The organism is Acidimicrobiales bacterium (assembly GCA_040219085.1).
Taxonomy (GTDB): Bacteria; Actinomycetota; Acidimicrobiia; order Acidimicrobiales; family JAVJTC01; genus JAVJTC01.
In genome coordinates this window covers 1-14,525 of record JAVJTC010000029.1, presented here as the reverse complement: position 1 = coordinate 14,525, position 14,525 = coordinate 1, and the positions used below count along the sequence as shown (strand labels likewise).

Genomic DNA, 14,525 nt, shown 5'->3' with positions numbered 1-14,525 from the left:
GGTCAGTTCCGGGTCAGCGGCTTGTAGGCGATGCGGTGGGGCTGGTCGGCCTCGGCGCCGAGCTCGCGATGTCGGAACTCGGAGTACTCGGAGTAGTTGCCTTCGAACCAGCGCACCTGGGAGTCGCCCTCGAACGCGAGGATGTGGGTCGCGATGCGGTCCAGGAACCAGCGATCGTGGCTGATGATGACGGCGCAGCCCGGGAACGCCTCGAGGCCGTCCTCGAGCGCGCGCAGCGTGTCCACGTCGAGATCGTTGGTCGGCTCGTCGAGCAGGAGCAGGTTGGCGCCGGACTTGAGCACCTTGGCGAGTTGGACCCGGTTGCGCTCGCCTCCGGAGAGGTCACCGACGAGCTTCTGTTGGTCGGAGCCGCGGAAGTTGAACGAGGCGACGTACGCGCGGCCGTTGACCTCACGACCGCCGACGTGGAGCACGTCGGCTCCGTCGGTGATCTCCTCGTACACCGTCCGGTCGGCGACGAGGGCGTCGCGGCTCTGGTCGACGTAGCCCAGCTCGACCGTGGGCCCGATGCGGATGGTGCCGGCGTCGGGTTCGGCGACCGTTCCCTCGACTCCTTCGGGCGATCCGGTCAGCATTCTGAACAGCGTCGTCTTGCCGGCACCGTTGGGTCCGACCACGCCGACGATGCCCGCCGGTGGGAGTGAGAACGACAGGTCGTCGATCAGGAGCCGGTCGTCGTAGCCCTTCATCACGTTCTCGGCTTCGACCACCAGGTCACCGAGGCGGGTGTCGACGGGGATCGTGATCTCCAGCTTGCTGGATCGGCCCTCGGCCTCCTTGGCCTCGGCCAGGAGCTTCTCGTAGGCACCGAGGCGCGCCTTGGACTTCGCCTGGCGTGCCCGGGGGGCCATCCGCACCCATTCGAGTTCCCGCTGCAGCGTCTTGGCCCGGGCCGAGTCCGCCTTGTCCTCGGCTTCGAGCCGTGACCTGGTCTGGTCCAGCCACTGCGAGTAGTTGCCCTTGAACGGCCGTCCCCGACCGTTCTCGAGCTCGAGGATCCATTCGGCGACGTTGTCGAGGAAGTACCGGTCGTGGGTGATCGCGACGACGGTGCCGGGATAGTCCTGCAGCGTTCGTTCGAGCCACGCGACGGACTCCGCGTCGAGGTGGTTCGTGGGCTCGTCCAACAGGAGGAGGTCGGGTCGGGCGAGAAGCAGGCGGCACAGGGCGACCCGCCTCCTCTCGCCGCCGGACAGCGTCGTCACCTCGGCGTCGGCGGGTGGCAGCCGCAGCGCGTCCATGGCGATCTCGATGGTCCGCTGCAGGTCCCAGGCGCCGGCGGCTTCGATCGATTTCTCGAGCTCGGCCTGGCGGGCGCCGAGCTTGTCGAAGTCGGCGTCGGGGTCCGACCACCCGGCGAGGACCTCGTCGTACTCGCTGAGCAGCGCCGCGGTGGCGCCGACACCGTCCATGACGTTGCCGTGAACGGTCTTGTCCGGATCGAGGACAGGTTCCTGTTCGAGGAGTCCGACGGTGAATCCGGGGCTGAGCCGTGCCTCTCCGGTGAAGTCCTCGTCGAGGCCGGCCATGATCCGCAGCAGCGTGGACTTGCCCGATCCGTTGGCGCCGATGACGCCGATCTTGGCGCCCGGGATGAAGGCGAGGGTGATGTCGCGCAGGACGTCACGATCCGGGGGGACGAATCGGCTGAGGTTGCGCATCGTGAAGATGTATTCGGCGTTCACGACGTCAGTCTTCCATCTGGGTGGCACTGTCCCACCCGACGGGTGGAGGTCAGATGTGTTCAGCCCGGTCGGCGTCGGTGGTGAGACCGGCGCCGTTCTCCTCCGGTTCCGGGGCGGACGTCGCGTCCCAGAACTCGTTCGGTGGCAGGGGATCGTCGACACCGGTCGGGATCGGTGGGTCGTCAGCGACCGCCGAGCCGGCGGGTACGAATCCGGCGGGCCAGCGGGTGGTCCCGTCGTGGACGGCCCCGCCGAGCCAGATACCGCCGAGGTCGGCCCCGCGCAGGTCCGCGCCGCGCAGGTCCGCGCCCGCGAGGTCGGCACCGACGAGTACCGCTCCGCTCAGGTCGGCGCCGACGAGGATGGCACCGCGGAGGTCGCATTCGGTCAGCGTGGCGCCCGTCAGCGTCGTTCGGGTCAGGTCGGCCCGGTGCAGGCGCGAACGGGTGAAGTCCGCGTGCGAGGCGTTCGCCCCCGACAGGTCGGCGCGCAGGAACGAGGCGTTGCGACAGTGCGCGAGTGAGAGATCGCAGTCCCGAAGGTCGGACCTGTCGAAGTCCGCCCGGGTCGCCGCGATCGCCATGAGGTCTGCGTTGCGCAGTACGGCCACGGCGACGTCGGCCCGTTCCAGCACGGCCCCGTGGAGTCGTGAGTGCTGCAGGTGGGCGCCGGTCAGGCGCGCCCCGGTGAGGTCCGCTCCGGAGAGGTCGATCTCGTCGAGACCCGCCTCGGTGAGGACCACGTCCCGCAGGACGGCACCGGCCAGTGAACCTCCGGGTTGGAGGCGTAGCCCGTCGAGGTCGGTGTCGGAGAGGTCGATCGGAGTGGGGCGGTCCCGCTCGGCGATCATCGCCACGGCTTCGGTGAGGGTGTCCCACCACTCGGCGGCTTCGTCAGGATCGGACCTTCGCCGGCACCGGTCCCAGTGGCGGATGACGCCAGAGGTGATCCGACCGAACTCGCCGTCGAGGACCGGGTCGGCGTCCGTGGCGCGGTCGAGGCGTTCGAGCAGGGCCCGTGCCGTCGTGGGTTCGACGCCGGAAAGGGTGGCGGCCGCATCGTCGAAGTCGCGGCGGGCCCGTCGGCGAGCCGCCTCGCTCTCGCGGCGCGTCTCGGCCTCCTGGCGGCGCTCCGAGCGCACGGTGCGGGCGAGGCCGCCTCCGATGACAGCGGAGGCGGCCGTGGCGGCGGCGAGCACCAGGACCCGGGACAGGCGGTCGGTCGCGCGGGCATCGGCCAGCGAAGCCTCGGCTTCGGGCGCACATGCGGTGTCCGCGCACGTGTCGGCCGTCCACTCGATGACTGCGTCGGTGGTGACCGCGAGGATCGCCAGCGTCCACACGACTGCGGTCGCTGCCGCGGCGACGACCAGCCGGGCGCGTCCGTGTGCGGGCGCTGGTGTCGTGTTCACGACCGGCACCGGTTCAGTCCGCGGCGAAGGCCCGGCTGAGCAGGTCGCTCTGCTCGGCTGCGTGGATACGGGCGGAGCCGGTTGCGGGCGCGCCGGACTCGGCCCGGCTGACCCTCCAGATCCGGTGCGTGTCCTCGTAGGGGCCGTAGAGGTGCCCCTTGACGAAGTTCCAGGCCCCCATGTTCTCGGGTTCCTCCTGCAGCCACACGATCTCGCGAGCGTTGGGGTACTCGGCGAGTTGCTCGGCGACGGACCCCGTCGGCCACGGGTACAGCTGCTCGACGCGCACGACCGCAGCGACGGCTCCGGATTCGTCGCGTTCGCTGATGGCGTCGTGACCGACCTTGCCGGTGCAGAAGACGATCCGTTCGACCGTCTCGGGCTCGGGCGCATGGGGGTCGGGCAGCACCTCGCGGAAGGTCCCGTGGGTGAACTCCGACAGCGGCGACTGCGCCGAGCGTGCCCGCAGCAGCGATTTCGGGGTGAACATGACGAGCGGTTTGCGGACGTCCCGCACCATCTGGCGGCGCAGGACGTGGAAGAGCTGTGATGCGGTCGACGGGTACGCGACCTGGATGTTGTCCTCGGCGCACAGGATCAGGAAGCGCTCGATGCGGCCCGAGGAGTGTTCGGGCCCCTGCCCCTCGTAGCCGTGCGGGAGCAGCATCACGAGGCCCGATGTCTGCTTCCACTTGTCCTCGGCGGCGACGATGAACTGGTCGATGATGATCTGGGCGCCGTTGACGAAATCGCCGAACTGCGCCTCCCACACCACCAGTGAGTTCTTGTCGGTCACCGTGTAGCCGTACTCGAAACCGAGGGCCGCGTACTCCGACAGCAACGAGTCGTAGATGCGGAAGCGTGTCGGGGGCTCGGCCAGGGCCGTGAGTGGCTGATATTCGGTCTCGTCACGGTTGTCGACGAGGGTCGAGTGGCGGTGCGAGAACGTGCCGCGTCGGCTGTCCTGGCCGGCCACGCGCACCGAGACACCGTCCAGGAGCAGGGAGCCGAACGCGAAGGCCTCGCCCATCGCCCAGTCGGCCACCTCGTCGTCGTGGAAACGTGCGTCGCGCGTCTCGAACTGCCTGGCGAGCTTGGGATGGACCGTGAAATCGTCCGGCACCGTCGCCAGGGCCGCGTAGATCCGGTCCAGGACCTCGCGTGACACCGCCGTCTGCGCGGGTGGGAGGACACCGCGGGGTCTCGGTTGACGCAGCTGGACGGAGGGTTCGTCGGGGCGGTCCCGGGTCATCTCGAGCTTGCTCTGGAGCAGGGAGCGGAACGACTCCATCGCCTGCTCCTCCTCTTCTGAGGAGATGTCGCCGCGCGCGACGAGCGACTCGACGTAGAGCTCGCGGACCGTGCGCTTCTCCTCGATCCGGCGGTACATGAGCGGCTGGGTGTAGCTCGGGTCGTCGCCCTCGTTGTGGCCGTGGCGCCGGTAGCACCACATGTCGATGACGACGTCCTTGCGGAACCTCTGGCGGTACTCGAACGCGAGATGGGCGACCCGCACACACGCCTCGGGGTCGTCGCCGTTCACGTGGAAGATCGGCGCCTGGACCATCCGGGCGACGTCTGTCGCGTACGTGCTCGAGCGCGCGGCGTCCGGCGTCGTCGTGAACCCGACCTGGTTGTTCACGATCAGGTGCACAGTTCCCCCGACGCGATAGCCCGGGATCTGCGACATGGCCAGTGTCTCGGCCACGACCCCCTGGCCGGCGAAGGCGGCGTCTCCGTGGACGAGCAGCGGCAGAACGGGGTCTCCCGGCGGGTTGTCGAGCTCATCGAGGCGGGCCCGCGCCATGCCTATCACGACAGGGTCGACGGCTTCGAGGTGGGATGGGTTGGCGGCGAGGTCGAGCCGAATCTCGTTGTCGTTGCGGCTCCGGAACGTCCCGGTCTGGCCGAGGTGGTACTTCACGTCGCCGGATCCCTGGATGGACGTGGCGTCGAGCTGTCCCTCGAACTCGCCGAAGAGCTTCTCGAAGGACTTGCCGACGATGTTCACCAGCACGTTCAGACGGCCCCGGTGCGCCATACCCATGACCGCCGAGTCGAGCCCTGCGTCGGCGGCGTCGCCCAGGAGCGCGTCGAGGATCGGGATGGCGCTCTCGGCGCCCTCGAGACCGAACCGCTTCTGACCGACGTACTTGGCCGCGAGGAACTTCTCGAAGGCCTCCGCGGCGTTCAGGCGGTCCAGGATGTGCAACTTCTCGTCGAGCTCGAGGCTCGTGTCGACGCCCTCGACCTGTTGTTGGATCCAGCGCTTCTCGTCGTACTCCTGGATGTGCATGTATTCGACGCCGATGCTGCGGCAGTAGGCGTCGCGCACGATCTTCAAGATGTCGGCGAGCTGGTGGCGTTCCTTGTCGTCGCCGTGGGGTGAGTCCAACAGGCCGGTCGCGAGGAACTCCCGTTCGAGGTCCCAGATGGTCAGTCCGTAGGTGGCCGGGTCCAACTCGGCGTGCATGCCGCGGCCCTTGAGGCCGAGCGGGTCGAGATTCGCGATCAGATGACCCCGCACCCGGTACATGTGGACCAGGGTGTTGACCATCACCTGCTTTTCGAGCATGCCGTCTTCGCGGTCGGTGGGCATGACGTCGGTGCGCCACTTGACGGCCTCGTAGGGGACGCCGATGGCCCTGAACGCGTCGGCGTAGAAGTCATGGTCGCCGAGGAGCAGTTCCTGCACGGTCTTGAGGAACAGGCCCGACTCGGCCCCCTGGATGATCCGATGGTCGTAGGTGGAGGTGAGCGTGACCACACGGGAGACGCCGATTTCCGCGAGCGTGTGGCGGTCGGCCGCCTGGAACCCGGTCGGGTAGTTGATCGCACCGACGCCGACGATGAGCCCCTGGCCGGGCATGAGGCGCGGCACCGACTGGTAGGTCCCGATCGTCCCGGGGTTGGTGAGCGTGACGGTGGTCCCGGCGAAGTCGTCCGGGCTCAACTTGTTGGCCCGGACCTTGCCGATCAGCTTCTCGTAGCGGTCCACGAACTCCGCGAAGTCGAGCGTGTCCGCGTCGCGGATGCACGGCACGAGCAGAGACCGTGAACCGTCGGACTTCTCGATGTCCACGGCGATGCCGAGTCCGACGTGTTCGGGGCGCTCGACGCGCGGTGCGCCCTCCGCGTCACGGTGGAAGACGGCGTTCATCCGTGGGACGTGGTCGGCGACCGCGCGCACGACGGCGTAGCCGATGAGGTGGGTGTAGGAGACCTTGCCGCCCCCGGAGCGCCCGAGGTAGCCGTTCACGATGCCCCTGTTGACCTCGAGCAGCCGGGCGGGGACCTCGCGGAAGCTGGTGGCCGTGGGGATCTCGAGGCTGGCCTCCATGTTCTCGACGATCCGGGCGCCGACGCCCCGGATCACCTCACCGGGGGTGGAATCGGCGCTGGGGGCGGGTTCGCCGGCCGGCGTCGCAGGTTTCGGCGCGGAGGCGTCCTTCTTCGGGTCGGTCGTCGGCGCCACAGGCTGCGGCGCCGACGCGCCGGGGTTCTTCGGGTCGTCCGCCGCTGGCCCCTCACCGTTGGTGAACAGCGCACGCCAGCTTCCGTCGACGGAGGCCGGGTCGGCGTCGAAACGCTCCCGCATCTCGTCGACGAGCCAGGCGTTGGGTCCGATGGCTGCTGGGTCGGTCACGGGGCCGAGTGTAGGTTTCCCCGGAGGCGGGTTCTTCCGGTCCGGCGCAGGTAGTCTCCGCGGCGTGCGGATCGTGACCTGGAATGTCAACTCGCTGAACGCCCGGATGCCCCGTGTCGAGGAGTGGCTGCGGGCCGTGCAGCCTGACGTCGTCTGCCTCCAGGAGACGAAACTGGCCGACGACGCGTTCCCGGCACTGGCCTTCGAGTCGCTGGGCTACTCGTCCACCCACCACGGTCAGGGACAGTGGAACGGGGTGGCCATCTTGTCGCGGGTCGGGCTGAGCGACCCGGCGGTGGACTTCGCCGACGGGGGAGGGGCCGACACCGACGCACGCATCGTCTGGGCCACCTGTGGTGGGGTGAGGATCGCGAGCGCGTACGTCCCGAACGGCCGGGCGCTCGACGACGACCACTACACCTACAAGCTCGAGTGGCTCGCACGCCTGCGCGCCCACCTCGACGCCGCACTCGACCCTCGCGACGAGGTCGCGGTGGTGGGCGACTTCAACATCGCCCCCTCGGACGTCGATGTCTGGGACCGGCGGGTCTTCGACGGGCTCACCCACGTCTCCGAACCCGAGCGGTCCGCTTTCGAATCGCTCCTCGACTGGGGCATGCACGACACGTTGCGCGAGACCCATCCCGACGCCGAGGGCCTGTTCACCTACTGGGACTACAAGGCGGGCAGGTTCCACAAGCGTGAGGGGATGCGCATCGACCACGTCCTGGTCACGGCGCCGCTGCGCGAGCGCCTGCGCTGGGTGATGGTCGACCGCAACGCCCGCAAGGGCACCAAGCCATCGGACCACGCCCCGGTGGTCGCCGACTTCGCCTGAACCGCCGCCCGCCTCAGCGGTGGCGTTCCACGATCTCGAGGATCGCCGGGCCCAGCCGTCGCAGTCGGGGAGCGCCCAGCCCGGCGACGGTTGCGAGCGTCTCGGTCGTGTCCGGCATGGCCCGGGCGATCGCCGCCAGGGCGCCGTCGTCGATGACCGCGCCGGCCGCGACATCCGCGCCGCGCGCCACACGCGAACGCCAGTCGATCAGCTCTTCGAGGATTGCCGAGGACGGCGTCGGTGCGGTCTCGGTGGCGGCGACCCGTTCGTCCATGCGTCGCCGCGCGCGCCGTACGGCTCCACGGTCCGCCGTGGCCGCCCCGACCCCCATCCGCGCCAGGGCCCGGTCCACGTCGTCGAGGTAGGGCGACCGCCGTCGTTCGACCGTGTGATCGCCGAAGCGCCGGTTCGCCGCCCAGGAGAGATGGAGTTCCCGCTCGGCGCGCGTGATCGCCACGTGGACGAGTCGTCGTTCCTCCTCGAGTTGCGCGTCGGTGCGGGCGTGGGAGATGGGACAGAATCCGACCTCGAGGCCGGCGATGTGCACTATCGGCCACTCGAGGCCCTTCGCCGAGTGGAACGTCACGACGTCGACGGCGTCGGTGGAGCCGGGGGCGAGGTCGGGTTCGGCGCCGGCGCGTAGGAGCGCGGCGAACGCGGCGACGGTGGCGTCGGGGTCGCCGATCAGGTGCTCGGAGGCCAACTCGGCGATGAGGCCGAGGTCGGCGGCCGCCTCCTCGTCCCCGTCGCGGCTGAGGGCGGCGACATCGTCGGTCAGGTCGCGCAGGGCTTCGACGAGTGGCCGTCTCGCTGACCCGTCGTCGCGGAGCCAGCGCGCGACGGCCGGTCGCGCGAGCAACGCACGGGTGCCCCGCAGGCGGTGGGGTATCCGTGCCCGCGACAGAGCGGTCACGATCGGCGCGGCCTGGGCGTGGGTCCGCACGAGGACCGCCTGGATCGACCACGGCTCCGAGGGGCGGTGCCGGTCCCGGATTCGCCGCGCCAGGTGGGTCGCCTCGGACTGGTCGTTGTCGTAGCGGTGGACCACCGGTATCGGCCCCGGTCCCGAGCTCGCCGTCGGGGGGATGCCGCCGTGGGGCGAGACCACGGCGTGGCCGCAGGCCACGACCTGGGCGCTGGAGCGGTGGTTGGTGCCCAGCTCGATGGTCGTGAGCCCCGGGAGCATCTCGTCGAGGCGGGTGAGATAGCGGGCGTCGGCCCCGTTCCACGAGTAGATGGCCTGGCGCGGATCGCCGACGACGCACAGATCCGAGCGGTCGCCGAGCCAGGCCCGCAGGAGTCGCAGCTGGCGGCGGTTGAGGTCCTGGAACTCGTCGACGAAGAAGTGCCGCCAACGCCACCGCAGGGTCCGGGCATGGTCCTCGTCGCCCATCACCGCGGCGGTGGCGAGCCGTAGGACGTCGTCGAAGTCGATGAGGCGACCGACACGTTTGGTCTCCGCGTAGTCCCGCCAGACGGCGGCGACGGTCTCGGCCGGCAGCTTGGCGTCGCGGCCGGTGATGCGCCGTGCCTCCGCGAGGCCGTCGGGTTCGATCGCCCGCGCGCCGGCCCAGGAGATCTCGGCGGCGACCTCGCCCGCGTGGTCCCGCAGCGCGGCGGGCATCAACTTCGCGATCGTGCGCGTGGGGCGTTCGATCAGTTCGGGCGCTCGGATGTTGCGCTCGTCCCACAGGTCGTGGAGCTGGGCCCAGGCCAGGGAGTGGAAGGTCCCGGCGGTCACGTCGTCGCGCAGCCCCAGCGAGTTGAGCCGCCGTCGCAGTTCGAGCGCGGCGCGGCGCGTGAACGTCACGGCGACGACGTGGTTCGCGTCGGCGGCTCCCCTCTGGACGCTGTGGGCGATGCGGCGGGTCAGCACGCGGGTCTTCCCGCTCCCGGCGCCGGCGATGATGCGCATGGGCGTGGCCGGATCGGTCACGGCTTCGAGTTGGTGGCGGTCGAGCCCGTCGAGGAAACCGGGGTGGATGGGCGCGTCCGTCATCGACGTCGACACTAGCGAGGGGCGCCGTAACCTGTCGGCCGTGCTCGTCGTACCGGAGGCCCGCTTCAACGAACTGGTGAGCGAGGCACTCGACGCCATCCCGGACGCGCTGTGGGAGCTCATGGACAACGTCGCCGTGTTCATCGAGGACGCTGCCGACGACCCGACCCTGCTCGGTCTCTACGAGGGGATCCCCCTCACCGAACGCGGCGAGTACGGCGGCCTCGCGATGCCCGACCGCATCACCATCTACCGCCTCGCCATCTGTGCGATCTGCGAGACCGAACAGGACGTCGTGGACGAGGTCGGCGTGACCGTGGTGCACGAGGTCGCCCACCACTTCGGGATCGAGGACGACCGTCTCCACGAGCTCGGCTGGGGCTGAACAGCGGGCTTCCCCCAGCACGTATTTTCCGAGCGCTGGGGCCTGAGACGGATCCCACGCTCAGCCCGGGTGCGGGCCGGTCTGCAGCCCTGACGCCGGGCGGACCCCGCCAGCGTCGATGGTGCTACTCGCCGGTGATGGGAGCGCCGGACGCTCCCTCGCGATCGGCCGGTTTGTGGCGTGCGGGTGGCCCTACAGGCCGTCTTCGTTGTCCGCGCCGGACCTGGGTTCGTGTTGGAGGGCGCCGATGAGTTCGCCGAGGTAGTGGTGGTCCGAGCGCACCCATACGACCGACCCCAACGGCAACACGGTCGTCACCGACTTCGACGACGCGGGCCGCCCCGACGTGGTCACGTGTCCGACCTACAGCCCGCCCGGCGGCGGATCGAACATCACCCCAACCGAGGGCTACGACTACGACGACGTCGGCCGGGTCACCGCGTTCACCGACCGCCGCGGGTACACGACCGACTTCACCTACGACGACCTCGGTCACAGATTGACCCAGACCGACCCCGAAGCCCGTGTCGGCGACGGCCGCGGCGTCACCACGTTCACCTATGACCTGTTGGGCAACGTCGAATCGGTCACCGACCCCACCGGGGCGGTCACCACCTACACCTACGACACGCTGTATCGCCGCACATCGATGACCCAAGAAGTCCGCCCCCAATCCATCGCAGTCGGCGGCGGCACCCACACCGTGGCCGACGAAGACTTCATCACCGACTACACCTACGACATCTTGGGCCGCCCCACCGGCGAGTCAGTCCCACGGGTGTCGGGCACCGCGGTGTGGACCACCACCACCTACGACTCGTTGGGCTACCCCGCGTCGGTGACGGACCCCGACGGGCGCACCGTCGACTACCGCTACGACCGTCTCGGGCGGCTCCAAGACGTCGAAGACGCCCTCGGCCGCGCCACCGAGTACGACTACGACATGGCCGGACGCCAAACCGTGATCCGCCGCGAAGACGCCGATGGCGACACCGCAGCCGAAACGACCTTCACCTACGACGCGGACGGCAACCCCACAACGGTGACCGATCCGTTGGGCAACGACACCGACTACACCTACGACGCCCTGGGACGGCTCACCGCCGTCGACGAACCCCTCACATCGGGCACCGCGACCACCAGCTACGGCTATGACGCCGCGGGGAACATGACCCGCATGGTCGACGCCAACTCCAACACCACCACCTACACCTACAACGTGTGGAACCTCCCCGAAACCACCGTCGAACCCTCCACGACCGCGCACCCCAACGTCGCGGACCGGACCTTCACGACCGTCTATGACGGCGGCGGGCTCCCCACCAGCCAGATCCAACCCGGCCCCGTCACCGTCGTCAACGTCTATGACGGCCTCGGACGGCTCTATGACCAGTCCTCGCTGTCAGGCGGTGACCGAGAGTTCACCCACGACCTCGTCGGACGGATCCTTACCGTGTCACACCCCGGCACCGGGGACCAGGAGTTCGTCTATGACGACCGGGGCCTGCTCGCCGTCGCGAAGGGCCCCGCCGGTGACGTCACCTACGACTACGACGACGCGGCGCGTGTGACCGGACGCGACGACGCCGCCGGCACCCACACCTACACGTGGACCCCAGCCGGTCTCCTCGACACGCTGTCGGACCCGCTGACCGGCCTCGACGCGGACTGGACATACAACACCGCCGGTGACGTGACCAACATTGAATACGACAACGGCAGCACCACGTTCGACCGCAGCTTCGGCTACGACGCCGTGGGTCGTCTCGTCGAAGACACCCAAACCGACACCGCAGCGAACGTCGAGGCCCGCACCCGGATGGCCTTCGACCCCCGCGGCGACCTCACCTACGAAACCCTCGACCTGCCCGCCAACTCGGCCGCCGGCGGCGTCTCGTCGTATGGCTATGACCCAGCGGACAGGTTGACGCAGTGGGCCCGCACTGACGCCCCCGAGGTGTTGTTGGTGGTCGGCAACGCGTCGAGCCCTGACAGCTCCGACGACGACCTGCAGGCACGTCTCGAGGAGTCCTTCGCGGCGAACGTGACGGTGCGCGACGACAACTCGTCACAGACGATCGCGGGTTACGACCTCGTCGTGGTCGCCACCTCTGTCCTCGAAGCCGACCTCGGCACCAAATACGGCAAGAACGCCGACATCGCGGTCGTGAACCTGGCGGGGCACACCTGGGACGAACACGAACTCACCGACACCCAGGCCACCTACTCCGCCGCAGAACGCGAAGTCATCGTCGCCGACGCCGCCCACCCCCTCGCCGCGTCGCTCGTCGGCGCCGAAGACGCCACCACGACGGTCCGTGCGATGCAACACGCCGCCCTCACCGACCTCGGATCCGGCGCCAAAGTCGCGATCCACCACGACCCCGCCAACAGCGAAGCCCTCGCGTTCACCTACGACACCGGCAAGAAGCTCGCCGACAACTCGAACGCCCCCGCCAGGCGGGCAGCGGTCGGCTACGGACGGTTCCTCGGCGACTACGCGATCGACCTGTTGAGCGACGCCGGCTGGCGGCTCTTCGACAACGCGGTCGCCTGGGCCCTCGCCGACCCCGACACCGCCGACATCACCACCTACGCCTACGATGACGTCGGCAACCGCACCTCCGTCACGCTCCCGGACACGACCGTGGAAACGTTCACCTACGACCAACGCAACCGGGTCCTGTCCGATCCTGACGGTGACTACACCTGGACCGCCCGCGGGACCCTGTTGGAGTTCGACGACGGAGTCGACCAGACCGTCTACGCCTACAACGGCCTCGGCGAACTCGCCACCGTCCAAACCCCCACCGCGACCGTCAACTACACCTACGACGGGCTCGGACGCCTCGCGGAACGAAACGGCGCCTCAGCCGAATTCGAATTCGCCGGCTTCGACGCCGACCCGACCTATGACGGCGACAGTAGGTACAGCCGCCTGCCCGGAGGGACGCTGTTCGCGGTCGATGACGGCACCGACGCCAACCTTGCAGTGTTGAACCGTCACGGCGACCTCCAACATCTCACCGACCCCGCCAACGGCAACCCCGACGCAACACAGATCACCGACCCGTGGGGCACACCAGTCACATCCACCGGCACCAACCCCGACATCGGCTACCAAGGCGACTACACCGACCCCGAAACCGGCCTCGTCAACATGGGCGCCCGCTGGTATGACCCCGACACCGGCACCTTCACCAGCCGCGACACCTACTCCGGCGACACCGGCTCGCCCAAGACCACGAACCGGTACCTCTACGGCAACGCCAACCCCAACAAACACTGGGACCCCACCGGCATGGCAGCTCAGCCGATGGAACAGTGCCTCGCCAACGGCGGGACATTCGACCTGTGTGAATCCAACGACAAGCAGTTCCGCGACAAACTCGACAGGTGTTCTGCCAACGACTTCGCATCCTGCCACTCGCTATGTACGGCCGGGTTGAGCTCAAGCGCATGCGCAAAGCGTGACTACCTCGCCAACGTCACCGGGATAGCTGCCGCGTCGCCGGCGAAGGGACCCGGCTGGGCAACTGAGGAGCTCGGCAAACTCGAAGACCCGCTGCCGAAAGGCACGGTTGACACCCGCGACGCGGCCCCCGACACGAGCCCACCAGAAACAGCAGCCCCGAAGCCAGCGACGACGCAAAGCGGCGCCGGTCTCACGTCGGCCCAGATAGCGAGCGAAGCTTACGCCGAATGCAAGCGGATCTCAGATCTTGGGGCGCAAGCCAAGTGCATCCAGGACACAGACCGGCTACTCAATCCCACCCAAGCCGCAGCCAAAGACATCGTCAGCACTCTGGTCGGTCTCATCAACGTGATCCGCCTGGACACTGCACGGCAGGCCAGCGAATACGGTGGTGCCGTCACGAATGACCTACTTGCCGACTGGTACGATGGCAACGTCTCCGCTAACGACGTAAACGCCGCCTGCAACAACAACCTCTACGGCGCCGACTTCCAAAACCTCGCATGCGACCTCCAAGGAACGGGCGACTGGAAATCACTCCAGACCAAGTGCAGCGGAAGCTGGACATGCAACGTGGACAGCGTCGGTGAAGTCGCTGGTTATGTTGGACTCACAGCAGCCGTCGCTGGAATAGCCGCTTGTCTTGTAGTAACAGCTGGTACTTGCGCAGCTGTCGTGGGTCCGGCAGTCCTATACACTAGCCTTGGTGCTGGTGCCGTGCAGGTCGCCGAGGGGATACGAACCGACGACGAAAGCCTCGTGTTTCAGGGTACTGTGGGGCTTGCGTCCGTCGGCCTTGGTGGCCTCGGTACTCAAGCCTTGACGCGGACGTTCTTTGCCGAGCTCGGCCCTGAGGCGACGAAAATGGCGCTTCCTACATACCTTGGAACCCTAACGACCGGATTAGGATTCTCATTTGGGCAACTAGTGGTCCGTCGCGGAATTGGTCTGGTGGGTCAGGGCGGCGCGGCCTCGTCGGACTTTGGTGATGATGTCGTTGGCCGGCTTGGTCCACACGAACGGTCGCGGGTCCTCGTTCCAGTGTGAGGTCCACTCGTCGATCGC

Annotated in this window: 8 protein-coding genes; 3 read left to right on the top strand and 5 right to left on the bottom strand. The window is 68.6% G+C overall.

Annotated elements, in window-relative coordinates:
• Positions 1–2: 2 nt before the first annotated feature.
• From ettA to RIE08_12240, 3 genes are read right to left on the bottom strand one after another with little or no spacing between them, the layout of a single operon-like run.
• A complete protein-coding gene (ettA, locus tag RIE08_12250) occupies positions 3–1,706 on the bottom strand; it encodes an energy-dependent translational throttle protein EttA (protein MEQ8718372.1) in 1,704 nt (567 codons plus the stop codon).
• A 49-nt stretch (positions 1,707–1,755) separates the two neighbouring features.
• Positions 1,756–3,117, bottom strand: coding sequence for a pentapeptide repeat-containing protein (locus RIE08_12245; protein MEQ8718371.1), 1,362 nt, complete (start codon positions 3,115–3,117; stop codon positions 1,756–1,758).
• A gap of 13 nt (positions 3,118–3,130) precedes the next feature.
• Complete coding sequence (locus RIE08_12240) at positions 3,131–6,763, bottom strand: multifunctional oxoglutarate decarboxylase/oxoglutarate dehydrogenase thiamine pyrophosphate-binding subunit/dihydrolipoyllysine-residue succinyltransferase subunit (protein ID MEQ8718370.1); 3,633 nt, start codon at positions 6,761–6,763, stop codon at positions 3,131–3,133.
• A gap of 64 nt (positions 6,764–6,827) precedes the next feature.
• On the opposite strand from RIE08_12240, the gene RIE08_12235 reads away from it, so the two are divergent.
• Complete coding sequence (locus RIE08_12235; protein MEQ8718369.1) at positions 6,828–7,601, top strand: exodeoxyribonuclease III; 774 nt, start codon at positions 6,828–6,830, stop codon at positions 7,599–7,601.
• Positions 7,602–7,614: 13 nt separating this feature from the next.
• Here the strand turns inward: RIE08_12235 and RIE08_12230 are convergent, their stop codons facing one another.
• Positions 7,615–9,600 (bottom strand): ATP-dependent DNA helicase UvrD2, encoded by a 1,986-nt coding sequence (locus RIE08_12230; protein MEQ8718368.1) that lies wholly within the window; start codon positions 9,598–9,600, stop codon positions 7,615–7,617.
• A gap of 40 nt (positions 9,601–9,640) precedes the next feature.
• Between RIE08_12230 and RIE08_12225 the strand changes: the two genes are divergently transcribed.
• Positions 9,641–9,985: a metallopeptidase family protein gene (locus RIE08_12225; protein ID MEQ8718367.1), complete on the top strand. Its 345-nt coding sequence runs from the start codon at positions 9,641–9,643 to the stop codon at positions 9,983–9,985.
• Between the two features lie 192 nt (positions 9,986–10,177).
• Here the strand turns inward: RIE08_12225 and RIE08_12220 are convergent, their stop codons facing one another.
• Positions 10,178–10,339 (bottom strand): hypothetical protein, encoded by a 162-nt coding sequence (locus RIE08_12220; protein MEQ8718366.1) that lies wholly within the window; start codon positions 10,337–10,339, stop codon positions 10,178–10,180.
• Between RIE08_12220 and RIE08_12215 the strand changes: the two genes are divergently transcribed.
• Entirely contained in the window at positions 10,332–14,507 is a 4,176-nt protein-coding gene (locus RIE08_12215; protein ID MEQ8718365.1) for an RHS repeat-associated core domain-containing protein, read from the top strand. The two genes, RIE08_12220 and RIE08_12215, sit on opposite strands and share 8 nt — an antisense overlap.
• Positions 14,508–14,525 lie beyond the last annotated feature (18 nt).

Excerpts from the sequence above, each read along its gene's own strand:
- RIE08_12230 (MEQ8718368.1), bottom strand. The coding sequence starts at position 9,600 with ATGACGGACGCGCCCATCCACCCCGGTTTCCTCGACGGGCTCGACCGC.